The 21,323-nt window shown below is 71.9% G+C and carries 26 protein-coding genes, 1 tRNA gene and 1 pseudogene; 20 read left to right on the top strand and 8 right to left on the bottom strand.

Going from position 1 to position 21,323, the window contains the following annotated elements; all coding sequences use genetic code 11:
* Genes ACQUQ1_RS09080 through ACQUQ1_RS09065 form a run of 4 tightly spaced genes read left to right on the top strand, consistent with a single transcriptional unit; the run spans nt 1 to nt 2,801 of the window.
* Nucleotides 1-582, top strand: coding sequence for a DUF7288 family protein (locus tag ACQUQ1_RS09080; RefSeq protein ID WP_435063958.1), 582 nt, complete (start codon nt 1-3; stop codon nt 580-582).
* Complete coding sequence (locus ACQUQ1_RS09075) at nt 570-1,580, top strand: DUF7261 family protein (RefSeq protein ID WP_435063957.1); 1,011 nt, start codon at nt 570-572, stop codon at nt 1,578-1,580. Before ACQUQ1_RS09080 ends, ACQUQ1_RS09075 begins: the two co-directional genes overlap by 13 nt.
* Nucleotides 1,573-2,055 carry a DUF7266 family protein gene (locus tag ACQUQ1_RS09070; RefSeq protein WP_435063956.1) on the top strand — a complete coding sequence of 161 codons (483 nt, stop codon included), beginning with the start codon at nt 1,573-1,575 and terminating at the stop codon, nt 2,053-2,055. The genes ACQUQ1_RS09075 and ACQUQ1_RS09070 overlap by 8 nt, the downstream gene beginning before the upstream one ends.
* The gene (locus ACQUQ1_RS09065; RefSeq protein ID WP_435063955.1) at nt 2,052-2,801 is read left to right on the top strand and encodes a DUF7289 family protein; all 750 of its coding nucleotides are present in this window, start codon (nt 2,052-2,054) and stop codon (nt 2,799-2,801) included. Before ACQUQ1_RS09070 ends, ACQUQ1_RS09065 begins: the two co-directional genes overlap by 4 nt.
* Before the next feature lie 286 nt (nt 2,802-3,087).
* Here the strand turns inward: ACQUQ1_RS09065 and ACQUQ1_RS09060 are convergent, their stop codons facing one another.
* From ACQUQ1_RS09060 to ACQUQ1_RS09050, 3 genes are all read right to left on the bottom strand, one after another.
* On the bottom strand, nt 3,088-4,794 hold the full coding sequence (locus ACQUQ1_RS09060; RefSeq protein WP_435063954.1) for a DUF7289 family protein: 1,707 nt from the start codon (nt 4,792-4,794) through the stop codon (nt 3,088-3,090).
* A gap of 140 nt (nt 4,795-4,934) precedes the next feature.
* A complete protein-coding gene (locus ACQUQ1_RS09055) occupies nt 4,935-5,348 on the bottom strand; it encodes a type IV pilin (RefSeq protein WP_435063953.1) in 414 nt (137 codons plus the stop codon).
* A gap of 160 nt (nt 5,349-5,508) precedes the next feature.
* Nucleotides 5,509-5,580 (bottom strand) — tRNA-Ala (locus tag ACQUQ1_RS09050).
* A gap of 281 nt (nt 5,581-5,861) precedes the next feature.
* Between ACQUQ1_RS09050 and ACQUQ1_RS09045 the strand changes: the two genes are divergently transcribed.
* From ACQUQ1_RS09045 to ACQUQ1_RS09030, 4 genes and pseudogenes are all read left to right on the top strand, one after another.
* Nucleotides 5,862-6,335, top strand: coding sequence for a 30S ribosomal protein S15 (locus tag ACQUQ1_RS09045; protein ID WP_435063952.1), 474 nt, complete (start codon nt 5,862-5,864; stop codon nt 6,333-6,335).
* A gap of 33 nt (nt 6,336-6,368) precedes the next feature.
* Nucleotides 6,369-7,559, top strand: a complete 1,191-nt coding sequence (locus ACQUQ1_RS09040; protein ID WP_435063951.1) for an exonuclease RecJ — start codon at nt 6,369-6,371, stop codon at nt 7,557-7,559.
* Nucleotides 7,556-7,834, top strand: a pseudogene (locus tag ACQUQ1_RS09035) (KEOPS complex subunit Pcc1); the annotation flags it as partial. The gene ACQUQ1_RS09040 and the pseudogene ACQUQ1_RS09035, both read left to right, overlap by 4 nt.
* 180 nt (nt 7,835-8,014) lie before the next feature.
* Nucleotides 8,015-8,656, top strand: coding sequence for a 30S ribosomal protein S3ae (locus tag ACQUQ1_RS09030; RefSeq protein WP_435064128.1), 642 nt, complete (start codon nt 8,015-8,017; stop codon nt 8,654-8,656).
* A 124-nt stretch (nt 8,657-8,780) separates the two neighbouring features.
* Here ACQUQ1_RS09030 and ACQUQ1_RS09025 read toward each other — a convergent pair whose 3' ends face one another.
* The 3 genes from ACQUQ1_RS09025 to ACQUQ1_RS09015 all read right to left on the bottom strand — a co-directional run bounded on the left by ACQUQ1_RS09025 (nt 8,781) and on the right by ACQUQ1_RS09015 (nt 9,831).
* Nucleotides 8,781-8,951, bottom strand: a complete 171-nt coding sequence (locus ACQUQ1_RS09025; protein ID WP_435063950.1) for a hypothetical protein — start codon at nt 8,949-8,951, stop codon at nt 8,781-8,783.
* Between the two features lie 176 nt (nt 8,952-9,127).
* Nucleotides 9,128-9,298: a hypothetical protein gene (locus ACQUQ1_RS09020; protein WP_435063949.1), complete on the bottom strand. Its 171-nt coding sequence runs from the start codon at nt 9,296-9,298 to the stop codon at nt 9,128-9,130.
* 113 nt (nt 9,299-9,411) lie between these two features.
* Nucleotides 9,412-9,831, bottom strand: coding sequence for a cupredoxin domain-containing protein (locus ACQUQ1_RS09015; RefSeq protein ID WP_435063948.1), 420 nt, complete (start codon nt 9,829-9,831; stop codon nt 9,412-9,414).
* Nucleotides 9,832-9,946: 115 nt separating this feature from the next.
* On the opposite strand from ACQUQ1_RS09015, the gene ACQUQ1_RS09010 reads away from it, so the two are divergent.
* A complete protein-coding gene (locus ACQUQ1_RS09010) occupies nt 9,947-10,723 on the top strand; it encodes a protein sorting system archaetidylserine synthase (protein ID WP_435063947.1) in 777 nt (258 codons plus the stop codon).
* Between the two features lie 32 nt (nt 10,724-10,755).
* Here ACQUQ1_RS09010 and ACQUQ1_RS09005 read toward each other — a convergent pair whose 3' ends face one another.
* Nucleotides 10,756-11,340, bottom strand: coding sequence for an NUDIX hydrolase (locus ACQUQ1_RS09005; RefSeq protein ID WP_435063946.1), 585 nt, complete (start codon nt 11,338-11,340; stop codon nt 10,756-10,758).
* Between the two features lie 72 nt (nt 11,341-11,412).
* On the opposite strand from ACQUQ1_RS09005, the gene hisD reads away from it, so the two are divergent.
* From hisD to ACQUQ1_RS08960, 9 genes are all read left to right on the top strand, one after another.
* On the top strand, nt 11,413-12,693 hold the full coding sequence (gene hisD, locus ACQUQ1_RS09000; RefSeq protein WP_435063945.1) for a histidinol dehydrogenase: 1,281 nt from the start codon (nt 11,413-11,415) through the stop codon (nt 12,691-12,693).
* 107 nt (nt 12,694-12,800) lie between these two features.
* Nucleotides 12,801-13,583, top strand: coding sequence for a class I SAM-dependent methyltransferase (locus ACQUQ1_RS08995; RefSeq protein WP_435063944.1), 783 nt, complete (start codon nt 12,801-12,803; stop codon nt 13,581-13,583).
* Between the two features lie 111 nt (nt 13,584-13,694).
* Complete coding sequence (locus tag ACQUQ1_RS08990; protein ID WP_435063943.1) at nt 13,695-14,063, top strand: HesB/IscA family protein; 369 nt, start codon at nt 13,695-13,697, stop codon at nt 14,061-14,063.
* Nucleotides 14,064-14,137: 74 nt separating this feature from the next.
* Nucleotides 14,138-14,380, top strand: coding sequence for a DUF5816 domain-containing protein (locus ACQUQ1_RS08985; RefSeq protein ID WP_435063942.1), 243 nt, complete (start codon nt 14,138-14,140; stop codon nt 14,378-14,380).
* A 207-nt stretch (nt 14,381-14,587) separates the two neighbouring features.
* Nucleotides 14,588-15,178, top strand: a complete 591-nt coding sequence (locus tag ACQUQ1_RS08980) for a mechanosensitive ion channel domain-containing protein (protein WP_435064127.1) — start codon at nt 14,588-14,590, stop codon at nt 15,176-15,178.
* 140 nt (nt 15,179-15,318) lie between these two features.
* Nucleotides 15,319-16,314, top strand: coding sequence for a metal-dependent hydrolase (locus ACQUQ1_RS08975; RefSeq protein ID WP_435063941.1), 996 nt, complete (start codon nt 15,319-15,321; stop codon nt 16,312-16,314).
* A 95-nt stretch (nt 16,315-16,409) separates the two neighbouring features.
* Nucleotides 16,410-17,048, top strand: coding sequence for a hypothetical protein (locus ACQUQ1_RS08970; RefSeq protein WP_435063940.1), 639 nt, complete (start codon nt 16,410-16,412; stop codon nt 17,046-17,048).
* On the top strand, nt 17,045-17,719 hold the full coding sequence (locus ACQUQ1_RS08965) for a hypothetical protein (protein WP_435063939.1): 675 nt from the start codon (nt 17,045-17,047) through the stop codon (nt 17,717-17,719). The genes ACQUQ1_RS08970 and ACQUQ1_RS08965 overlap by 4 nt, the downstream gene beginning before the upstream one ends.
* Nucleotides 17,720-17,842: 123 nt before the next feature.
* Nucleotides 17,843-18,043: a dodecin gene (locus tag ACQUQ1_RS08960; RefSeq protein WP_435063938.1), complete on the top strand. Its 201-nt coding sequence runs from the start codon at nt 17,843-17,845 to the stop codon at nt 18,041-18,043.
* Nucleotides 18,044-18,057: 14 nt separating this feature from the next.
* On the opposite strand, the gene ACQUQ1_RS08955 is transcribed toward ACQUQ1_RS08960, so the two are convergent.
* A complete protein-coding gene (locus ACQUQ1_RS08955; protein ID WP_435063937.1) occupies nt 18,058-19,104 on the bottom strand; it encodes a mechanosensitive ion channel family protein in 1,047 nt (348 codons plus the stop codon).
* A gap of 132 nt (nt 19,105-19,236) precedes the next feature.
* On the opposite strand from ACQUQ1_RS08955, the gene ACQUQ1_RS08950 reads away from it, so the two are divergent.
* Both ACQUQ1_RS08950 and trmB read left to right on the top strand, forming a co-directional pair.
* Nucleotides 19,237-20,079: a proteasome assembly chaperone family protein gene (locus ACQUQ1_RS08950; protein WP_435063936.1), complete on the top strand. Its 843-nt coding sequence runs from the start codon at nt 19,237-19,239 to the stop codon at nt 20,077-20,079.
* 127 nt (nt 20,080-20,206) lie between these two features.
* Nucleotides 20,207-21,244, top strand: coding sequence for an HTH-type sugar sensing transcriptional regulator TrmB (trmB, locus tag ACQUQ1_RS08945; protein ID WP_435063935.1), 1,038 nt, complete (start codon nt 20,207-20,209; stop codon nt 21,242-21,244).
* The last annotated feature ends 79 nt before the right edge of the window (nt 21,245-21,323 follow it).

The following is a 21,323-nucleotide window of genomic DNA, read 5'->3' as shown; positions in this document are numbered from 1 at the left end:
ATGCGCGCACAGGCACACACGCTGGAGGGATTCGCGGCCGCGATCATCGTATTGAGCGGCGTCCTCTTCGCGCTGCAGGCCACCGCTGTCACGCCGCTGACGGCGAGTACCTCGAACCAGCACATCGAGAACCAGCAGGCGGCCGTCGCCGAGGGGACGCTCGCTGCCGCTGCGGAGAACGGCACCCTCGCGCCGACGCTGCTGCACTGGAACGCGAGCAGGGAGCGCTTCATCGGGTCCGGAGGCGACGGCGTCTACGCCGGCGGCGGCCCGCCGACGGCGTTCGGCGCGACGCTGAACCGGACCTTCGGCGACGACCGGATCGCGTTCAACGTCGGAGTCGGCTACCGGACGGCGGGCGGCGGGTACGACACGACGCGGATGGTGTACATGGGGTCGCCGAGCGACAACGCCGTCTCGGCCGCCCGGACGGTCGTCCTCTACGACGACGACCCGCTCGCGGACGGGTCGGGCAACGTCTCCGCGGCGGCCGCCGACGGGCGGTTCTACGCCCCGGACGCGGACCCCGACGGGCCGCTGTTCGGCGTCATGGAGGTGCGCATCGTCGTATGGCGGATCTGAGGGGCCTCATCGAGGACGGCGACGGCGACGCTCGCGAGGACCGGGGCCAACTCGTTCTCGTCGCCGGCCTGGCGCTGGCGGTGGTGCTCGTGGCGCTGGTGCTGCTCGCGAACACGGCCATCTACACCGAGAACCTCGCGACCCGGGACACCGGCGTCGGCGAGCGGAACGCGCTCGGGTTCCGCGCGTCCGTCGTCGACGGGGTCGGCGGGGTCGTCGACCGTGAGAACGCCGCAGAGTACGACACGCGCTCCGCCCTGGAGGAGAACGTCACCGCCGGCGTCGTGGAGCTCGCCACGCTGCTGCACGAGTCCGCCGCGCGCGACGCCGCGCTCGCGCGGGTCGACCGCTCGACGCTCGCGTCCGTCGACGGCGTGCTCGTCCGCCACCGCAACGAGACCAGGGAGTTCACCTCCGCCCCTGGGACGGCCGACTGGACCATCGCCTACGACACGAACCGGACCCGGGCGTTCGCGGCGACCGTCGAGCGCTCGTCGCTGGCGAGCACGAACGCGAGCACCCTCGACGGGGCGTTCACCGTCGAGGTGACGAGCAACTCGACGGGCGCGACCTGGGAGGCGTTCGTCTACCGAAACCGGTCCACCGGCGACATCGCGGTCGCGACCAGTCCCGCGGGGGCGGCGGGCGCGACGGAGGTGTGCTCGGTGGACGCGCCGAACGCGTCGGTCGGCTTCACGAACGGGACGCTCGCGGGCGAGCGGTGCCCGGGACTCGACTGGCGCGAGGGCGTCGCGACCGCCTACGACCTGTCGTTCCGGAACGGGACGAACGCGGCCGGCACCTACGACATGACCGTCAGGGGGACCGCGAGCCTCCTGAACCTCGTGACGCTCAACGACGGCACGCTCAGCGACGACCCCGACTCGCCGTACTACGTCCCGGCGGTGTACGCGGTCGAGGCGACGATCCGGTACCGGACGGGCGAGCTGCGGTACGTCGCGGAGATCCGGGTCGCCCCGGGTGAACACGATGACTGACGCGAGCGGGGGACGGCCGTCGCAGGCGAGGGGGCGGGGCGGCCGCCGCGATCGGGCGACGTCGACCACGCTGTCGTACGTGCTCACGCTCGGCATCACGGCGGTCCTGATCAGCGGGCTCCTCGTCGCCGCCGGCGGGACCGTGGAGCGCCAGCGGGAGGACACGACCCGGGAGGCGCTGCAGGTGATCGGCCAGCAGCTCTCCGCGCGGCTGATGGCGGCCGACCGACTGGTCGCCGCGGGCGCGACCGAGGTGTCCGTCGACGTCGCGTTCCCCGGGACGGTCGCCGGCACCACCTACTCGGTCACGGTCCGGTCGGGGCCCCCGCCGACCGTCGAGGTGACCGCGACGGACGTTCGCGTCTCCGTCGTCGTCGGCGCGGCGACGCGGACCCCGGTGGCGAACGCGAGCCTCGCGGGCGGCGACGTGGAGATCGTCTACACCGGCTCGCGCCTGGAGGTGCGAGACGGGTGACCCGGGCGCAAAGCGACACGATCGGGTTCGTCCTCGTGTTCTCGCTCGTCGTCCTCACCGTCGGGACGGTGTACGCGGCCGGCTACCCCGCCCTGGTCGAGTACCGGTCTCAGGAACAGCTCCAGAACATGGAGCGGGCCTTCGTCGTGCTGGACGGCAACCTCGACGACATGGCCCGGGAGGGTGCCCCGAGCCGGGCGACCGAGATCAAACTCAACGGGGGGACGCTCTCGGTCAACGGCACGACGACGGTGACCGTCAACGCGGTCGACAACAGCACGGAGGAGGACGTCACCGTCACCTCGGCGGCGACGCCGATCGCCTACACCAGGGGGGACACGACCGTCGTCGCGGTTCACGGCGCCGTGGTCAGACGCGACGGCGACGCCGCCGTGATGCGCCGGGGACCGGGGTGGGTGTTCGACGACGACCGTGCGGTGATCTCGCTCGTGTCGGTCGGCCGCTCGGGGAGCCGGGCCGCATTCGGGGGGACGACCACGGTGGTCGTCCGGGGGAACGTCGTCGGTCGGTCCGTCCCGGGGGGCCTCCGCTCGGCCGACGGCGCCGACATCCGGGTGAACGTCACCGTCTCCTCGCCCCGGGCGGGCGCGTGGAAGCGGTACTTCGAGTCGCGGGGGCTGACGCCCGTCGACGCCGCCGCCGCCGATGGCACCGTGACGTACCAGTACGTCGCCGAGAGCGTCCTGATCCAGCAGACGACGGTCGCGGTCCAACTGGACCGGTGAGGTGAAACCGTCATCGTGATCGTTACGACCATGTCCCGGTGCGACCGCACGCCGGCGTGCGGTCGCTCCCGGACTGACTCGTCGCAATCACTATCGGATATACCGTCGTGAAGCGGGTTGCCACCCCGGGGTGGCGACAGTCGTGACGTGCGTTCGTCCGACAGCATGAATCGAGATCCGAGCGCTCCGTCGCCCGCGGCCCCGGAGCCGACGCCGACCGCCCCGGGTCCGGAGGCCGGCACCGGTCCGGCCCCCGTCGTCGTCGGTCCGCCGAGCCCCCGATCGCTCAGTCCTCCGAGACCTCGATCTCGGTGACGGAGACGTGGAGGTACGTGATCCGCGGGAGGGCCGCCCCGCCGGGGATGGCTCGTTCGTTCAGCAGCGCCCGGTCGAAGTGGAGCTCGATGCCGTTCTGGATGGTGTTGACCGCCCCGACCACGCCCCCGTACACCTCGGCCTGATTCTGGATCGTGATGTCGACCCCGCTGCCTCCGTCGCCGCCGGGTCCGTAGATGACGCCGACGAACGTCGACTCGCCCTGGACCTTGGCCTGCTTGCTCGGGTTCATGTACAACCACAGCCCCGGCGCGCGCTGGTCGGTCACGGTCACGTTCGCCTGGTCCTGGATCGTCACCTTCTCCTCGAGGTAGAAGCGCGCGACGCCCCCGCCGGTGACGTTCACGACGGCGCCGTCCTGGAGGGTGATGTCGCCGAGGACGACCACCTCGACGGGCCCGCCGCTGGTGTCGATCTCCAGCCGCTCGCTGTTCTGAAGCGTGAACCCGTGGACGTAGTAGCGGCCGGCCGTGAGGGTGCAGCCGGAGCCGCAGTCGTTCAGCGTGTCGGTGGAGTCGTCGATGGCCGTCGTCTGATCGTTGTCGTTCGAGTCGGCGAACTCCTCGCGGCGCTGGTCGATGAGCCCGTCGACGGGGTCGAGATCGTCGACCGACGCGTTGGCGGCGGTCCACCCGTCGACGGTCGCGGACCCCTCGATCGTCAGCGAGCCGGTGTAGGAGACGTTGCCACGGACCCGCGCGTCGTCCTCCAGTTTCACGTCGGCGCCGGACTCGATGTCCCCGTCGAGGTCCGCGTCGTTTTCGAGTTTCACGCCGTCGGAGGCGACGACCGTCGTTTCGAGGCCGCCCGTCGAGGCGTAGGTGCCGTTCGAGGAGTTGTAGCTGTCGATGTACGCCCCGTTCTGGATCGTGATCGACCCCGTCCCGGACCCGGAGACGACCGCCCCGGTCACCGTCTGGGTCTCCACCGGCGTCTGGAGCACGATGGTGGCCGTGCCGGCGGCGTGGTCGACGGTCACGTTCCCGCCGGTCCGCTGCTCGAAGAACCGTCCCCACGCCTCGTAGTAGCGGCTCCGCACGGTGACGACCACCCGGCCTCGCGTGAGCGGGTTCGAGCGCCCGGCGGACGCGTCGGGGAACACGGCCGTCGAGGTCCCGTTCCGCCGGATGACCACCTCCCCGTCGAGGCGCGCGTCGCCGGAGACGGTCACGAGCGGGAGCGTCAGCGTCGTCTCGCGGTAGTGGAACTCCGGCGGCGAGACCATCGTGCTCCCGTTGTCCGTCCGGCGCCAGACGCCGCCGCCCTGGTACGCGACGGTCGTGTCGCCCTCGCGGTAGACGACCGCGCCGAGCGTCGTGTTGGTCAGCACCGTCCGCACCGTGCCGTCGGTCGTGTTCCTGACGGTGACGTTCATCCACCCCGCGTCGGGGTCCACGCTCCGGGTCGCGTCCGCGCTCCCGGCGAGGGTGACGCGCTGGACGGCGCTCTCGCCGTGGGCGACCAGGCTCGTCTTGGAGTCGAACTGCGTCATCGACTGCTCGGCGGCGCCGGTCGTCGCGGCGTCCTGTATCCCCGTGATCGCCTCGCCGCCGAGCGCGACGACCGTCGTCGCGCCCGCGACGGTGACCGCGACCAGCAGGACGAGCGCGATGACGTCCCCCTGTGCCCGTCGGTCCCGACCCCCCCAAGTAGACATCGTTGCAACGAGGTCGACCAGCCTCTTAAGGGTTGGTCTCGGGGTATCAGCGTTGAATTCCGCACCAAGCTACGGATCTGTCGGTCCGTTCGGTGTCTAAAGAATCGATGTTAAAAAAGACGGTCGACCGTTCGACCGCGTTACGGCGTCGATTCCTCGGCGAGCGTCTGCGAGGTCTCGCCGTTCTCCGAGGTCCAGATCACCCGGACGGTGGTGTCGCTTGCGACGTTGTTGATCGTCTCCGAATCCCCGGCGGATACCGGCGTGTTGAACGAAGCGGTCGTACTCCCGTCAGTCAGGTTCACGCTCTCCGCGTCGGAGATCGTATCACCGCCTGTGTGGGTTGCAGTGACATTGTAGTCACCGTCCCCATCGTTGTCTTCGAAATCGAACTGGAAGTTCGCGTTCGGTGCCGTTTGCTGCACGCTGTTCCCCAGACCGAGGACGAACGAGCCGATCACAGCCGCGAGGATCACCGTGATCGCCACCATCAGGATCACGCCGATAACCGGGCTGACCGCGCGTTCGTCGTCGAGTAGTGCGTTGAAGTCCATGGCTCTGTGTGTTCACAGCCCCCCTGGAGGGTTCGCTCCCCCGGCAGTACTGTATTCGTCCGATAGACGCGGAACCCGTAATAAAGGTATTGTTCGAAAAATCAGTTATGAGAATAAGATGTCGGCTCGGGAATGAGTGCGGTGAGTCGACAGAAGACAGTGGACTCGGTGGGATTTGAACCCACGGCCTTTCCCCTGCCAAGGGAACGATCTACCACTGATCTACGAGCCCGCCTGCACCTCTCAGTATCGCGGTTCGGTAGTTAAGGGCTTCGACTGCCGCCCTCCACGGTACTCGTCACCACGCCCGCGGGGCGGATGGAAAGCCATTAGGCCCGCCGTCGAGAGGTGTCGAACGGGAACAGCACGGCCGCAAATCTGACTCGCCCGCGACGGGCTCGGGATTGCGGATGTGCCCCCGTCGGACTGCCCGGTCGCGCTAGGCGGCGCGCTCGGGAGCGACAGCCGGCGGTGGCTCGCTTCTGCGGCCGACGTTCCAACTCAGAGAACACAATGGCACGAATGCACACCCGCCGTCGAGGGTCGTCCGGTTCGGACAACCCCGCGGCAGACGAACCCCCGGAGTGGAGCGACGTCGACGCCGACGACGTCGAGGAGCGCGTCGTCGAACTGGCCGAGCAGGGTCACGACCCGAGCGTCATCGGGATGAAACTGCGCGACGAGGGCGTGAAGGGCACGCCCGTCCCGAACGTGAAGCTCGCGACCGGCAAGAAGGTCACCGAGATCCTCGAGGAGCACGACGCCGGCAACGACCTGCCGGAGGACCTCCGCAACCTCATGGAGCGCGCGGTGCGCCTCCGCGAGCACGTCGAGGAGAACGGCCAGGACGCGCAGAACAAGCGCGCGCTCCAGAACACCGAGTCGAAGATCCGCCGCCTCGCGGACTACTACCGCGGCGACAAGCTCGACGAGGACTTCCGGTACAGCTACGACGTCGCCGTCGACCTGCTCCAGGACGACCGGTAAGCCCCCCACACAGTCACGAGCCACACGTCCACGATGTCCACCGCCGCCGACACCGACGCCGACGCGACAGCCGGGGTCGACCCCGAGCGCGTAGCGTCGGCGCTGTCGGCCGCCGAGTTCGTCCGCGCGTACGCCCGTCCGACGGGCGACGCGCTGGCGGCCGCGGGGCTGCTCGCCCGGACGCTGCGCGACCGCGGAACGCCCTTCCAAGTCCGCACGACCCGCGAGCGCGTCGCCCCCGACGGCGACGGACGCGCGGTGACGCTCGGGTGGGCCGCCCCGGACGCGACGGCGATAGCGCCCGGCGACCGGCCGGTCTCGGCCGCGGCCGCGGCCGTCGTCGACGCGCTGGGCGCCGAGCCGGACCCGCTGACGGGGCTCGCCGGCGTCGCCGCCGCGGGAGCCGTCCCCGGCGACGACGGCAGCGGCGGCCTGCTGGAGGCGGCCGAGCGACGCGGGCTGGTCGAGCGACGCCCCGGCCTCGCGGTGCCGACGGACGACCTCGCGGACGGCCTCGCGCACTCGACGCTGCTGCGGGCGCCGTACTCCGGCGACACCGACGCGACGCGCGAGCTGATCGCGGACCTCGGAATCGGCCCGGAGCCGACCGAGGACGACCGCCGTCGGCTCGCCTCCGCGGTCGCGCTCGACGCGACCGGCGAACGCGACGCGCCCGAGCGGTCGGTCGGGGCCGTCGAGCGGGCGCTGCGCCCGTACGCGACCCCGACCGGGCCGTTCGCGACGCTCGGCGGTCACGCCGACGTGCTGTCGGCGCTCGCCCGCGAGCGCCCCGGCCTCGGGGTGTCGCTGGCGCTGGGCGCTGACGTCGCCGACGCGGCGCGGTCGGTCTGGCGCGAGCACGCGAGCCGCGCGCACGGGCTCCTCGACGACCCGACGACGGGCCGGTACGACGGCGCGCTCGTCTACCGCGTCGAGACGGAGCCCGGCGACGCGTCGGCGCTCGCGACCGCGGCTCGGCTGGTCCGCGACTTCCGGTCGCCCGAGCCGGTCGCGCTCGTCGTCTCAGACGACGCAGCGGCGGCCGCAGGCGACGGCGCCGCCGACGTGACCGCCGCGCTCCGCGCGGGAGTCGAGGGCGCCGGCGGCGACGGCGACGACCCGGACGGGTACGACGTGGTCGGCGACGCCCGCGCGGGCGACGCCCGGTTCTCGGGCGGCGACGTGCAGGCGTTCGTCGGCGCGTTCAGGGAGGCGCTGCGATGAGCGGGGCCGACCGCGCGGACGACGGCGTCGGTCGCGGCCGCGGCGGCGACGACGACGCCGACGCCCGCGACGACCTCGCGCGGACCGCGGTCGTGGAGACGACCCACGCCGACGCCGCGACGGCCCGGACGGTCGCCGCCGCGATCGCGCCCGACAACACCGACGACATCCGGACGGCGAGCGAGGGGTGGACGGTCACCACCCGCATCGAGCGGGGCTCGACCGGCGGCCTCCTCGCCTCCGTGGACGACTACCTCGTGAACCTCGACGTGGCCGACGACGTGGTCGCGGCGGGAGGGGAGGCGGACGACGACGCGACGACCGACGACACGGCGGCCGCGGCAGGTGCGACCGGCGCGACCGGCGCGGCCGACGCGGCCGACTCGAACGACGCGGACGGCATCCGCGACAGCGACGACGCACGCAACTCACGCGACACCGCAGACACACGACACATGAGCGAACGATCAGTCTCACGACAACGACAGGGGAAACGCTGGTACACCGTCCTCGCGCCCGAGCAGTTCGACCGCGCGGAGCTGGGCGAGACGATGGCCGAGGAGCCCGACCAGGTCGTCGGCCGCACGGTCGAGACCACGCTCGGCGAGATCACGGGCGACCAGGGACAGGACAACATCAAGCTGATCTTCAAGATCACCGACGTGGGCTCGGACGCGGCCTACACGGAGTTCATCCAGCACGAGCTGACGCGGGACTACCTCCGGTCGATGGTCCGCCGCGGCGCCTCGAAGGTCGACCTGCACATCACCGTGCGGACGACCGACGACTACCGCGTGCGCGTCAGCCCGGTCGCGTTCACCACGAAGAAGGCCGACCGCTCCCAGGAGCAGGCCATCCGCCAGATCATGATCGACCTGGTCGAGGACGCCGCCGAGGAGCGGTCCTTCTCGGAACTGGTCGACTCGGTCGTCGAGGGGCGGCTCTCGTCGGCCATCTACGGCGAGGCCAAGACCGTCTACCCGCTCCGCCGGGTAGAGGTCCAGAAGCTCTCGCTGGAGGCGCGCCCCGAGGAGATCGCCGCCGAGGAGGAGACGGCCGTCGAGGTCGACGACGACGACGTCGCCGTCGAGGAGTAACGCCCGCGCGGACCGACGATTTTTGACGGGTACGGTCGAGCGCACCTCGGGTACCGACGGGTCCGCCGAAGCCGAGGCTCGTCGGGAGGCGGACGCGAAAAACGGGGGAGCGGTCGTCGAGCGCTCACACCTTCGCACGGCGGTTGACCAGCGTGAGTTCGTCGGCGTCGCAGGCGGGACACGCGTCCGGCTCGGTGCCGACCTCGACGCGCGTGGTCTCCCCGCACGAATCACACTGGTAGACGTCTCTCCGCTCGGACGTGACCATGTCCTTGACGTTCTCGATGAGGCTCACCGGTGCTCACCCCGGCAAGCGGTCCTTCGTGACCGATTCACAAACATATTTCGCCGTGTCCGGTGGGTTCAACACGACGGTTCGACGCGAGGGGCCCTGTCGACGGGAGTACACGGCGAACGAACGGATCCCCGGCTACCGATCCGTGAGGGGCGTCCCGACGCGGTCGGCGTCGGTCACACCTTCGTCCGTCTCGTGACGAGGGCGACGTCCTCCGACCCGCAGTGCGGGCAGGTGGCGACGGATTCGCCGACGGGAGCCGACACCCGTTCCGCGCAGTCCCCGCAGCGGTACAGGTCCGCCCGGTCCCGCGCGAGCAGGTCGGCGACGCGTTCGACGATGCTCATTCGGTCCGGTGTGTGAATAGTTCACAATCGGGTAAACGTCTTGTGCCCGGCCGGCCTGTGAGCGCGTCTCTCACCGGGGCGAGGCTCCGACCGACGGTCCCGGCGCGCGACGCTCACTCCTCGACGCGGACCACGCCGACCATCCCGGCCTGCTCGTGGGGGATGCAGAAGTACGTGTAGTCGCCCGGCACCTCGAAGGTGTGCGAGAAGCGCTGACCCGCGGTGATGGCGCCGTCGCTCCCGTCCCACGCCTCCCGGGCGGCCGCCTCCGAGTCGTAGCCGCCGGTGGCGAAGTAGTCGGCCCCCTCCGGGATCCGGTCCCCGTAGGCCGTCACGGAGTGGGCGCGCGTCGAGGTGTTCTCCCAGACGACCGTCTCCCCGACGGAGACGGTGACCTCGTACGGCGTGAACGCCTGGGCGGTCATCCCGACGTCGTAGTCGTCCTCGGCCGACCCCGGGAGGACGGCCGCACAGCCGGCCAGGGGGAGCGACGCGCCGGCGCCGGCGGCCGCGAGGAAGCGGCGTCGGTTCATGGCTCGCCATAGGGGTGGGATCGGTTTATGGGGCGCGATCCGGCGCCGACTGCGGCGGCCCTACGCGCCGGTCGGGATGAGAAAACATACGGCGAGCGCTGCCGTCCGGCCGGGTATGACCGACCGCCCGCGGTTCCTCTCGCGGCTCGGGCTCGCCGACGCCGTCACCGCCGGGAACGCCGCGCTGGGGACGCTGGCGGCAGCGCTCGTCGCGGTCGACCCGACGCTCGCGGCGCGGCTCGTCCTCCTGGCCGCCATCGCGGACGGCCTCGACGGGGTGATCGCGCGTCGGTACGGCGGCACCGCGGTCGGCCCGCACCTCGACTCGCTGGCGGACGTGGCCTCCTTCGGCGTCGCGCCCGCGCTGCTGGTCGCGGCGACCGTCACCGGTGCCTACCCGTTCGACACCGCGCCGCTGGTGTACGCCGCCGGCCTGCTCGTCCCGGCGGTCTACGTCGCGCTCGCGGTCGTTCGCCTCGCCGTCTACACCGTGGAGGACTCCGGGGCGAAGACGACCCACGGCGTCCAGACGACGCTGGCGGCGACGGTTATCGCGGCGTCGGTGCTGGCGGGCCTGGGGTCGCCGGCGGTGGTGCTCGGCCTCGCGGCGCTGTCGGCGCCGCTGATGGTGACGCCGATCCGCTACCCGGACCTCCACCCCCAGGACGCGCTCGTGATGGGGGCGGTGCAGGCGCTGGCGGTCCTGCTCACGGGGATGGCCGGGGAGTCGTTCGCGTTCGCGCTGCTGTTCCTCGCGCTGGGCTACCTCGTGCTGGGGCCGCGCTTCTACTGGCGGGAGGTGACGGATGCGGACGACGGGCGGGAGGGCGGCGATCCCGAGGAGGCCGGCGACTGCGTCGCCGCGGGCGAGGACCGGGAGCTCGGCGCGTAGCCGGGTCCGGGCGGCCGTTCGGACGCCGGGGGTCATCGGATACGGTCGTACACGCGCTCGACGAGGTCGCCCCCGAACACGTCCGGCGGGAGCTCCTCGCGCCACTCGACCGCGCGGACCGTCTCGTCGTCGTCGCCGAGGCTCGCGAGGTCGTCCGGCGTCGTCGGCCGGGCCGTGCGCGCCTCGAAGTGGACGACCCGGAACGGCGTCGCCGGGACGGACCCGTCGCCGGCCCGGATCGTCTCGTCGTGGACGGCGTGCGGACGGACGGCCTCCACGTCGACGCCCGTCTCCTCGCACACCTCCCGCTCGACGGCGTCGGCCAGGGGTTCGCCGGGGAGCGCCGTCCCGCCCGGCACCGCCACCCCGCGGTCCGCCTGATCGACCACCAGCACCCGTCCCATCGGGTCCAGCGTGAGGCCGACGGCGACCCATCCCTCCCGGATCGCCTCGTTGCCCGCGCGGAGGGCGCGCAGTTCCGCTGCCGGGCGCTCGGCGTCGACCCGGTTCACGATCAGGTCGTCGTACTCGCGGCGCGGGTCCCGCGGGTCGAGGTCCCCACGGTCGTCGTCGCGTCCGCGGTCGCCGCCCGAAACCCGACCGGGGTCCTCCGTCATCGTCCGGGCCTTCGGCGCGCTCCGTATACGCGTTCCGGGAACGGTTTACCCCCGGGGCGCCACGGTCCGGGCATGGAGCCGAGACAGGTGGCCGACCTCTCGCCGGAGGAGCGCCGGGCGTTCTTCGAGCGCGACGCCGGCGTCGACGCGGTGCGCGGCGACGTACGCGACATCGTCGAGCGCGTCCGACGCGAGGGCGACGCCGCGATCCGGGAGTTCACCCGGGAGTTCGACGGCGTCGAGGTGGCGAACCTCGACGTGACCGACGAGGCCGAGCGGGCGGTCGACGCGGTCGACGACGACGTGCTCGCGGCGATCCGCGAGTCGATCGCGAACGTCCGCGAGTTCCACGAGGCACAGCTCCCGGAGGACTGGACGCGCGAGTTCGACGACGGCCGCGAGCTCGGGAAGCGTTTCCGCCCCATCGACCGCGTCGGCGTGTACGTCCCCGGCGGGACGGCGGCGTACCCCTCGTCGGCGGTCATGGGGGTCGTCCCCGCGACGGTGGCCGGCGTCGACCACGTCTCGGTCGTCACGCCGCCGGCCGATGAGATCAACCCGGCGACGCTCGCGGCGATCCACGAGGCGGGCGCCGACGCGGTGTACTCGGCGGGGGGCGCGCAAGGGATCGCCGCGCTCGCGTACGGCACCGAGACCGTCACGAGCGTCCGGAAGGTGGTCGGCCCGGGCAACAAGTGGGTCACGGCGGCGAAGGCGGAGGTCCGCGACGACGTGGAGATAGACTTCCTCGCGGGGCCCTCGGAGGTCCTCGTGCTCGCCGACGACACCGCCGACCCCGCGGCGGTCGCCGCGGACCTGCTGGCGCAGGCGGAACACGACCCGAACGCCTCCGTCGTGGCGGTGACGGACTCCGAGGCGGTCGCGAAGGCGGTCTGCGAGGAGGTCGAGGCGCGCGCGCCCGAGCGCGAACGGGCCGAGACCGTCGAGGCGGCCCTGGAGAACGACGCTTCCGGCGTGCTCGTCGCCCGCTCGATGCCCGAGGCCGTGCTGTTCGCCGAGGAGTACGCCGCGGAGCACCTCTCGATCCAGGCCGAGGCCGACGAGGAGCTGCTCGACCGGGTCTCGAACGTCGGCTCGGCGTTCCTCGGGCGATACACCCCCGTCGCCGCCGGCGACTACGCCTCCGGGACGAACCACGTGCTGCCGACGAACGGGGGCGCGAAGGCGTTCGGCGGGCTGTCGACCGCGACGTTCCTGCGCTCGTCGACGGTCCAGCGACTCTCGGCGGACGGCCTGCGCGACCTCTCGGAGACCGTGACGACGCTGGCGGAGGCGGAGGGGCTGGAGGCCCACGCGGAGAGCGTTCGGACGCGGTTCGAGGACGAGGAGTAGCGGGAGGGAACGCTCCGGGGCCGGGGCAGCCGCCGCGGTTCCGGGCGTTCGGCCGCGTGACGGGACCTCCCAGTACGGCTATACCGTTCGTGGCCGTAGTTCGATCGATGCCGACGTTCGCGGACGCGTGCGCCGCGGTGCTCTCCGACCCGGACGGGGACCACTCGCTGTACACGACGCTCGCCCCCCTCTACGACCGGGTGGCGGCGTCCGCGGGGTCGCGATACGACGCCCAGGTCCGGGCCGTCGCCGAACGCGTCCCGACGAGCGCCCGCTCCGTCCTGAACGCGGGGTGCGGCGTCGGCCGCCTGCTCCCGATGCTGGCGGACCGACACGGCGCCGTCGTGGGAGTCGACGACTCCGCCGAACTGCTCTCGCTCGCGGCGGACCGGGTCGCCGCCGCCGGGGGCGTGTCGCTCGTCGAGGCCGACGTCTCCGCGCCGGACCTCGACCTCGACCGTCGGTTCGACGCGGCGGTCGCGCTCGACCACCTGACCGGACGCCTCCACGGCGACGCGCTCGACCGCGGGCTGGCCACCCTCCGGCGACATCTCCACGACGGCGGTACGGTCGTCGTCGACGCGGCGGCCGACGAACGGGCGGTCCGGGAGCCGTCGCCGTCGGTGTTCCGCGACGAGCGGTACGTGGTCGAGCGCGCCGTCGACGCGGTCGTCGCCGGCGACGGCACCGGCGACCTGCGACGCGTGTCCGACTACCGCGTCACGGACCGCCGGACCGGGGAGACGGCCGTCGCCCGCGAGCGCGAGTCGATCCGGACGTTCGACGGCGAGGGGCTCGCGGCCGCGCTCCGCCGGGCGGGCTTTCGCGGGGTGACCGTCGAGGCCGACGCCGTCGAGGAGGGCTCGCTCGTCGCCGACGCCCGAGTGTGACCCCCAACCGAAGGCCGCGGGGCCGCGTCGGGCGCCCGCGGACCCCGTCGGAACCGGCGGTCCGTGCCAGCCGGCGTCAGGGTTATACCCCTGTGCTCGGATCCATCCACCATGAGTACCGACGCGTCCGGAGGCGGCGAGCTCGACGCGGCCGTCACGGTGACGCCGGCGGCGGCGGAGGAGGCCATCTCCCTGATGGAGCGCGAGGGGATGGACACCGACGTCGGCGGGCTCCGCCTGTTCGTCCAGCAGGGCGGCTGTGCGGGGCTCTCCTACGGCATGCGCTTCGACAACGAGCCCGAGGACGACGACCGCGTGACCGAACAGCACGGCCTGCGCGTGTTCGTCGACCCGTCGTCGATGAACTACATCGGCGGCTCGACGCTCGATTACGAGTCCGGCCTGCAGGCGGCGGGGTTCCACGTCGAGAACCCGAACGTCGAGGCCGAGTGCGGCTGCGGCGAGTCGTTCAGGACGTAGTCGGTGTTCTCGCGGCCCGCCCGTCGTTCGCGCCGACCCAGACCGCTTAACAGCGCCCGCCCCCTTCCGACGGTATGAACCTCGACACTGTCGAGACCGCCGCCGGCGACCTGTACGTCGACCGGGCGGGCGGCGAACGCGGGGCGAAGGCCCCGTTCTTCCACGTGTACGCGGACGACGAGGGAGACACGCGCTGGGGCTTCCTCTGTGGCAACTGCGAGACGGTGAACAACGCGATGGACTCGATGGGGCGGATCGAGTGCAACGAGTGCGGGAACATCCGGAAGCCGGAGGAGTGGGACGCCGCGCACGAATAGCGTCTTCGAACGACCGGAGGGGACGAGACGACGGCACGACCGCGGAGCGGTCCTGTGCCGCTCCGCCCGGAAGATCGCGTCCCGGATGCGAACGCAGCGAGCGAGGGGACGGCCGTCGGCGGCGAGCCTTCGGCGAAGCCGCGGCGGGGAGACGACACCGTCGCCACGAACACCGCACATAAGGGGGACCCGGCCGCAGTCGGTGCCATGCTCGTCTCGCTCCCCCTGCAGTCCGGATCCGAACTCGTTCGGGAGGCGCTCACGCGGTTCGTGGACGACCTGGTCGGGGCCCTGCCGAACGTGCTGGCCGGCGTCGTCTTCCTGATCATCGCGGGCCTCGGGATCAAGCTGTTCATGACAGCCCTCAGGGCGGCGCTCAAGCGGACGATCGGCGGCGAGTCGCCGGTGTACCGTCAGTTCGTCGCGACCATCGTCGCCGTGTTCCTGTGGTTCGGCGTCGGCCTCTCGTTCCTCTCCATCGTCGGCCTCGACGGCATCGCCACGTCGCTGGGCACGGCCGCCGGGTTCGTCGCGCTCGGCATCTCCTACGCCACGTCCGGGATGATCGCCGACGCCGTCGCCGGGGTCTACCTCCTGCGCGACGAGGACTTCAACCCCGGCGACACCGTCGACATCGGCGGCACGGTCGGCGTCGTGAAGTCGATCGAGCTCCGCAAGACCCGCCTCGCCGTCGACGACGACACCGTCGTCCGCGGCAACGCCGAGATAGAGAAGAAGTGGACGAAGATCGGCGACGCCGAGTCGGACCGACAGGCGGCGGCGCCGACGGACGACTGAACGGCGGGATCCGGCGAGGGACGCGCACGGTCGCCCGATCGGGGCCCTCGTGCGATCCCGCCTGACGAGGGGATTGCGGCGTGCTACCGTGTCACGGTTTCTGCCGCGAGTTTAAATCCGATGAGGTGGTAGTACGCGCTATGTTCGTGGGACACGCGCTGGCGGCGTTCGCGCTCGTCGCCGTGGTCACCCGGCGCCTCGGCGAGCGACCGGCGCGTGCGCTCACGTTCGGCGTCGTCGCGGGGCTGTTCGCCGCCTCCCCCGACGTCGACATCGGCTACGCGCTCGTCGGCGTCGCCTCGGGACTGAGCGCGGGCGCGGGCGCGCTGGGGCTGGCCGAGTCGTTCTGGTCGACCGGGAACGTCGTCCACCGGTCGGTGACCCACTCGCTCGTCGTCGCCCCCGTCGTCGCGCTCGCGGCCGCGGCGTGGGTCGACGGCCGCGCGAGCGCCAGGGCCGTCGCGCTCGCGCTCGTCGCCGGCCTGGTCGCGGTCACGGCGACCGTCAGCGGCGCCCTCGGTGCCTTCGTGACCGTCGCGTTCGTCGCCACCGCGCTCGCGCTGGCCGAGGGGATCCGACGACGGACCGACCTGACGCCGCGGGCGACGTTCGCGCTCGCGCTCGCCGGCCTCGTCTCGCACCCCTTCGGCGACCTGTTCACCGGGGAGCCGCCGGCGTTCCTCTACCCCCTCTCCACCGACGTGGTGACCGCACGGGTGGCGCTATCGGCGGACCCGACCCTCCACCTGCTGGGCGCGTTCGCGCTGGAGCTGGCGACCGTCTGGGCGGCGGCGCTGGTGTGGAGCCGCCTCCGCGCCGAGCGCGACGGCCGACCCACGGGGCGGTTCGACCTCCAGCGTCGCGTCGACCCGCTCGCGATCGCCGGCGCGGGCTACGCCGCCGGCGCGTTCCTCATCCCCGCACCGACGCTCGACCTCTCGTACCCGTTCGTCTTCTCGGTGCTCGCGGTCGGAGCCGTCGGGGTCGCGCCGGTTCGGATCCGCCGCCGGGGGCGCGCGGCGCTCTCGCCGGAGTTCGTCCGCCCCGGGGTCGAGCGCGCCCTGTTCACCGGGCTGACCGCGGTGACCGTCGCGTGGCTCGCCTACCTGCTCGCCTACCTCGCGGGCGTCGCGTGAGGGTCCGACGGACCGCGTGAGGGCCGGACCGGGGAGGGAACCGCCAGGCGGCGCGGGCCGACCGATTTACACCCCGGCGCCGCATAGCGGCTTCCATGACGCAGTCGGGGCTCCGGACCGTCGTCGAGGACCGGCGGGCGAACGCGGCGGTCGGGTGGACGGTCCTCGCGTTCCTCGCGGTCAGCGGAGCCGGAGAGGTCGTCTCGGGCGAGCGGGTATGGGGGGCGTTCGTGCTCGCGCTGGTCGCGGTCGCCGTCGTTCCCCCGGTCGCCTACCGGAACGCGACCGCGATGCTGCCGTGGGAGGTGCTGGCGCTGGCGTCGCTCCCGGCGGTCGGTCGGACGCTGATCGTCGGGGAAACCGTCGGCGGCATCACGTTCACCGGACGGGTGACGACGTATCTCGCGGTGGCGGCGGTCGCGCTCATCGTCGCCGTCGAACTGGACGTGTTCACCCCCGTCCGCATGACGCACTCGTTCGCCGTCTTCTTCGTGACCATCGCGACGATGGCCGCGGCGGGCGTGTGGGCCGTCGTCCGGTACTTCTCCGACACGCTCCTCGGCACCCGGCACATGCTCGACGGGCGCCCAGAGCACGTCGTCGAGACGGCGCTGATGTGGGACTTCGTCGCGGCCACCGTCGCGGGTATCCTCGCCGGCTTGCTGTTCGAGTACTACTTCCGGCGGCGCGCCGCCGGCTCCGACCGGGTCGACGTCGAGGTGGTCGAGGCGTGAGGCTCCGCGACGTACTCGGGGTCTCCAGGCGGCGACAGGAGCAGGCGACGCGCGCGATGCAGGTGCTGATGGTCATGTTCCTCGGGATCGGGATCGAGCGCGGCTCGACGGGGCTGATCGTCAACGGCCTCGTGGCGCTCGGGGTGACGTTCCTCCCCGCGGCGCTGGAGCGCGAGTACGACCTCCCGATGGACGCCGGGCTGACGCTGTGGATCACCACGGCCGTCTTCCTGCACGCGCTCGGCGTCGCCGGGATACCGGGGGTGACCGGGAACCTCTACGCCGACGGGAGCCCGATCCCCTTCTGGGACCACGTCACCCACGCGCTGTCGGCGTCGGTCGTCGCGGCCGTGGGCTACACCGTCGCCCGAGCGATCGACGAGCACACCGAGGCGGTGTACCTCCCGTCGCGGTTCATGTTCGTGTTCATCCTGGTGTTCGTCGCCGCCTTCGGCGTGTTCTGGGAGGTGCTGGAGTTCGCCATCGGCGGCGCCGCGGCGGCCATCGGCTCCGGGAGCGTGCTCACGCAGTACGGGCTGGAGGACACCATCTACGACCTCGTGTTCGACCTTGCCGGTGCCGTCATCGTCGCCGTCTGGGGGACCGCCCACCTCACCGACGTGGCCGACGCGGTGACCGAGCGGATCGACCGCCGCCGCGGCACGCGCTGACGGGGGTTCGGACGGGCTCCCGCCGCGGCACCGTTGGGCGCGCGTGTCGCCGGCGGGGCACCTCGGGGGCGTTGTGCGCCCGCGGATACTTTTTTGGGCCGCGCCGGAGAGCGGACGTGTGGGATGGTCTTCAAGAAGATCACGCTGATCGGCCGGAGTACCGAGAGTTTCGACGCCGCCACGGACGACGCGATCGACCGCGCCGAGGAGACGCTGGACGAGGTACACTGGGTCGAGGTGACGGAGTTCGGGGTCGAGGTCGCCTCCGTCGAGGAGCGAGAGTACCAGGCGGAGGTCGAGGTCGCGTTCGAACTCCAGGACTGAACGGCCGCGGACGCTCAGTCCTCCTCGGACCCGCCGCCGTCGGGGACGCCGTCCGTCCCGGCCGCGGCGTGTGACTCGTGCGTCGCGCGCTCGTGCGAGACGGCGGCCTCGTCCCGCATCGTCACCTGCGCGACGCCGCTGGTGTCGTCGAACACGAGGTGGCTGTGCGGGTAGGCGAACTCCACGTCGATGGAGTCGTCGGACTCGAGGATGTCCCAGACGGCGGTCTGGACCTGCGAGCGGACGGTCAGCGGCTTGAACGGGTTCTTCGCCCAGTAGCGCAGGGTGATCTCGACGCCGTGGTCGCCGAAGTTGTCGATGTAGCAGGTGGGTTTGGCGGGGTAGCGGGCGACGCCGATCCGGATGTCCGGACCCCCCTCGATCACCGACTCGCAGGAGGCGGCCGCGCGCTCGATCAGCGACCGTGCGCGCTCGATGTCCGACTCGTATGTGACGAGGATCGGCAGCGAGAGGCGCGTGCGCTCGTCCTCGGCCGAGAGGTTCGTGACCCGGTGGTCGCGGATGTAGGAGTTCGGGATCACCTCGAAGGTGTTGTCGACGGTGAACACCTTCGTGTAGCGCAGGGTGACGTCCTCGACGAAGCCGCGGGTCCCGTCGGGGAGTTCGACCATGTCGCCGATCTCGAACGGCTGGTCCGCCAGCACGAACACGCCGCTGATGATCGACCCGACGATCGGCGCGAGCACGACGCCGACCACCGCCGAGAACACCGTCACCGAGAGGACGATGTTGCCCAGTTCCACGCCCGCCGCCGAGAGGCCGGCCGCGCCGAACAGGAGGATGACCACGAGGCGGATCCCCCTGAGAACGACGTGTGCGACCGACTCGCGGTCGAACCGGCGGGCGACGGGCCGCCCGAGCAGGCGGAGGGCGTACGTGGAGACGACCGCCCCGACGGCGACGAACAGGACGACGACGGCGATGGCGACGCCGGGTACGGCCAGCGCCGACTGGTACGCGGCGGCTATCCGCTCCAGCAGCCCCCCGACCGACGTGAGCGGTACCGCGGCCGCGGGCGCGGCGGTCGTCCCCGAGTGCATACCGCGGGCGTCGGCGCCGGCGCGAAAAAGCGTTCCCCTCACGCGGTCGCCCGCCACACCGGGCGGTCGCGTGTCCCTCCTCGGTCCTCGTCCGCCCGGTAGGGATAACACCGTGTCGCACGATCGGGTCCCATGGAGGAACGCGCCGACCGTCCCGCCTTTCACGTGGCAACGGAGACGGAGCCGTCGAGCACCGTCGTCGCCGGGTTCTCGCAGTTCGGCCTCGCCGGGCTGACCGCCGCCGACTACCTCGTCGACCACCTGGAGCTGGAGCGGACCGGTCACATCCGGACCGAGGGCCTGCCGACGATCACGCCGTTCGAGAACGGACGGCCGCGGTATCCGACGCGGCTGTTCTCCCGGCCCGACCTCGACGTGTCGGTGCTCGTCGGGGAGCTGTTCGTCCCGAACACGCTCGCCGAGCCGTTCTCGCGGGCGATCCTCGACTGGACCGAGGAGGGGGGCGTCGAGGAGGTCGCCGTCCTCTCGGGCGTCCCGTTCGCCCACGGGCCCGACGAGCACAGGGCGTTCTACATCGCCAGCGACGATTACCGGGAGGCGCACTCGCCCGCGTTGGCCGCGGCGGCACCCGACCCGACGGCCGACGGAGCCGCGGACAGTTCCGCCGCCGATGACGACCCGGGCACGGACCCGGCGACGGGGCCCGCGACCGATCCGGCGATCCCCCCGATGGGGAACGGTTTCCTCGACGGCACGAACGCGGCACTGATGGCCCGGGGGATGGAGTCCGACCTCGGCGTCGGCGTCTTCGTCACGCCCGTGCACGCGCAGGCGCCGGACGTCGAGGCGGCCCTCCGTCTGGTCGAGGCGATCGACCGCGTGTACGGCCTCGGCGTCGACACCGGGCCGCTGGAGGCGTTCGCCGGGGAAGTCGGGGAGCACTACCGTGGCCTCGCCGAACGGCTCGACGACCAGCGCGAGGAGGATCAGCCGCTCGACAGGATGTACATGTGAGCGCGCGTCGCCGCCGTCTCGGCCGACGACCGTCGTCATCGGGGGAGTCGGGCGCACACGCGGTTCCGAAATCCGGTACTACTCGGTTTTCAGTAAAACCCTTAGGGATGGGCGAGAACGAGGAGACATGGCCGACGACCTGCGGACGACGATGGAGCGGGTGGGCGAGCGGTTCAACCTCGGGGAGTACGAGATCGACGCCTACCTCGCCGTGCTGGAACACGGGGAGCTGACGGCCTCGGAGATCGCCAGCGAGACGGACATCCCCCAGCCGAGGGTGTACGACACGGTGCGCAGCCTCTCGGACCGGGGGCTGGTGGAGCTTCGCGAGTCGCGCCCGATGAAGATCGTCGCGGTCGACCCCGACGAGGCGTTCGGCGACATCCGGTCGTCGCTCTCGGAGATGGTCGACGAGCTGGAGGCCCGGTACACGGCGCCCACCCGCGACACGGAGGCGGTGTCGCTGGTGAAGTCCCGCTCGACGATCCTGCGGTACCTGGAGGAGGTCATCGAGTCCGCCGAGTACGAGCTGGCCGTCTCGCTGACGCCGGACCTGCTCCGGCGGTTCCGCGGGGCGCTCGAACGGCGCGTCGAGGACGGCGTCGCCGTGGAGCTGCTGGTGACGCCGGCCTCGCGGGCGCCCTCGACCGCGGAGTTCGACTACGACGCGGTGGCGACGGAGACGCGGAGCCGGCGCGGCATCACCACGCCCGTCATCGCGGTCGCCGACGGCGAGTACTCCGTGTACGCCACGCAGGACGCCCTCCGCGACGACCGCGACCGCTACGGCGTCATCTTCAACCGCTCGGCGCTTGGCTTTCTCGTCTCGGGCTTCTTCGGCACCGTCCTGTGGAGTACGGCCGAGTCCGTCTCGACCGACGGCGAGAGCCGGCCGTTCCCGCGGACGTACGCGTCCATCCGGCGCGCGGTCAAGGACGTCCACGAGATCGGGGGCGACTTCCACGCGGCCGTCACCGGCCGCGACGTGGAGACGGGCAACGAGATCCGGGTCGAGGGCCCGGTCGTCGACTACGAGTACGACGCCTCCGAGCAGGTCGCCTCCTTCACCGTCGACGACCCGGACGGCGGCCGGGTGAGCGTCGGCGGCCTCGTCGCCGCCTTCGAGGACATCGAGGGCCAGGAGATCGAGCTCGACCGGCGCTGAGCCGGCCGGGGATCCCCCGCCGGGACGCGGACGATCCACCGCCCCGGCAACCGCGGAAAGCTCCAAGTTCTCCCGCGTC

The sequence above is a fragment of the Halobaculum sp. EA56 genome, assembly GCF_051195075.1.
Taxonomy (GTDB): domain Archaea; phylum Halobacteriota; class Halobacteria; order Halobacteriales; family Haloferacaceae; genus Halobaculum.
The sequence above is the reverse complement of the archived record's forward strand: the minus strand, read 5'-3'. Positions and strand labels throughout refer to the sequence as shown.

What these genes read in the sequence shown, in the direction of transcription:
- ACQUQ1_RS08980 (WP_435064127.1), top strand. Translation starts at nt 14,588, where the DNA reads ATGCTCGTCTCGCTCCCCCTGCAGTCCGGATCCGAACTCGTTCGGGAG.
- ACQUQ1_RS08985 (WP_435063942.1), top strand. Translation starts at nt 14,138, where the DNA reads ATGAACCTCGACACTGTCGAGACCGCCGCCGGCGACCTGTACGTCGAC.
- ACQUQ1_RS09045 (WP_435063952.1), top strand. Translation starts at nt 5,862, where the DNA reads ATGGCACGAATGCACACCCGCCGTCGAGGGTCGTCCGGTTCGGACAAC.
- ACQUQ1_RS08960 (WP_435063938.1), top strand. Translation starts at nt 17,843, where the DNA reads ATGGTCTTCAAGAAGATCACGCTGATCGGCCGGAGTACCGAGAGTTTC.
- ACQUQ1_RS09070 (WP_435063956.1), top strand. Translation starts at nt 1,573, where the DNA reads ATGACTGACGCGAGCGGGGGACGGCCGTCGCAGGCGAGGGGGCGGGGC.
- ACQUQ1_RS09015 (WP_435063948.1), bottom strand. Translation starts at nt 9,831, where the DNA reads ATGAACCGACGCCGCTTCCTCGCGGCCGCCGGCGCCGGCGCGTCGCTC.
- ACQUQ1_RS08995 (WP_435063944.1), top strand. Translation starts at nt 12,801, where the DNA reads ATGCCGACGTTCGCGGACGCGTGCGCCGCGGTGCTCTCCGACCCGGAC.
- ACQUQ1_RS09055 (WP_435063953.1), bottom strand. Translation starts at nt 5,348, where the DNA reads ATGGACTTCAACGCACTACTCGACGACGAACGCGCGGTCAGCCCGGTT.
- ACQUQ1_RS08970 (WP_435063940.1), top strand. Translation starts at nt 16,410, where the DNA reads ATGACGCAGTCGGGGCTCCGGACCGTCGTCGAGGACCGGCGGGCGAAC.
- ACQUQ1_RS09005 (WP_435063946.1), bottom strand. Translation starts at nt 11,340, where the DNA reads ATGACGGAGGACCCCGGTCGGGTTTCGGGCGGCGACCGCGGACGCGAC.
- ACQUQ1_RS09040 (WP_435063951.1), top strand. Translation starts at nt 6,369, where the DNA reads ATGTCCACCGCCGCCGACACCGACGCCGACGCGACAGCCGGGGTCGAC.
- ACQUQ1_RS08950 (WP_435063936.1), top strand. Translation starts at nt 19,237, where the DNA reads ATGGAGGAACGCGCCGACCGTCCCGCCTTTCACGTGGCAACGGAGACG.
- trmB (WP_435063935.1), top strand. Translation starts at nt 20,207, where the DNA reads ATGGCCGACGACCTGCGGACGACGATGGAGCGGGTGGGCGAGCGGTTC.
- ACQUQ1_RS09030 (WP_435064128.1), top strand. Translation starts at nt 8,015, where the DNA reads ATGAGCGAACGATCAGTCTCACGACAACGACAGGGGAAACGCTGGTAC.
- ACQUQ1_RS09010 (WP_435063947.1), top strand. Translation starts at nt 9,947, where the DNA reads ATGACCGACCGCCCGCGGTTCCTCTCGCGGCTCGGGCTCGCCGACGCC.
- ACQUQ1_RS09075 (WP_435063957.1), top strand. Translation starts at nt 570, where the DNA reads ATGGCGGATCTGAGGGGCCTCATCGAGGACGGCGACGGCGACGCTCGC.
- ACQUQ1_RS08975 (WP_435063941.1), top strand. Translation starts at nt 15,319, where the DNA reads ATGTTCGTGGGACACGCGCTGGCGGCGTTCGCGCTCGTCGCCGTGGTC.
- ACQUQ1_RS09080 (WP_435063958.1), top strand. Translation starts at nt 1, where the DNA reads ATGCGCGCACAGGCACACACGCTGGAGGGATTCGCGGCCGCGATCATC.
- hisD (WP_435063945.1), top strand. Translation starts at nt 11,413, where the DNA reads ATGGAGCCGAGACAGGTGGCCGACCTCTCGCCGGAGGAGCGCCGGGCG.
- ACQUQ1_RS08990 (WP_435063943.1), top strand. Translation starts at nt 13,695, where the DNA reads ATGAGTACCGACGCGTCCGGAGGCGGCGAGCTCGACGCGGCCGTCACG.
- ACQUQ1_RS09060 (WP_435063954.1), bottom strand. Translation starts at nt 4,794, where the DNA reads ATGTCTACTTGGGGGGGTCGGGACCGACGGGCACAGGGGGACGTCATC.
- ACQUQ1_RS08955 (WP_435063937.1), bottom strand. Translation starts at nt 19,104, where the DNA reads ATGCACTCGGGGACGACCGCCGCGCCCGCGGCCGCGGTACCGCTCACG.
- ACQUQ1_RS09020 (WP_435063949.1), bottom strand. Translation starts at nt 9,298, where the DNA reads ATGAGCATCGTCGAACGCGTCGCCGACCTGCTCGCGCGGGACCGGGCG.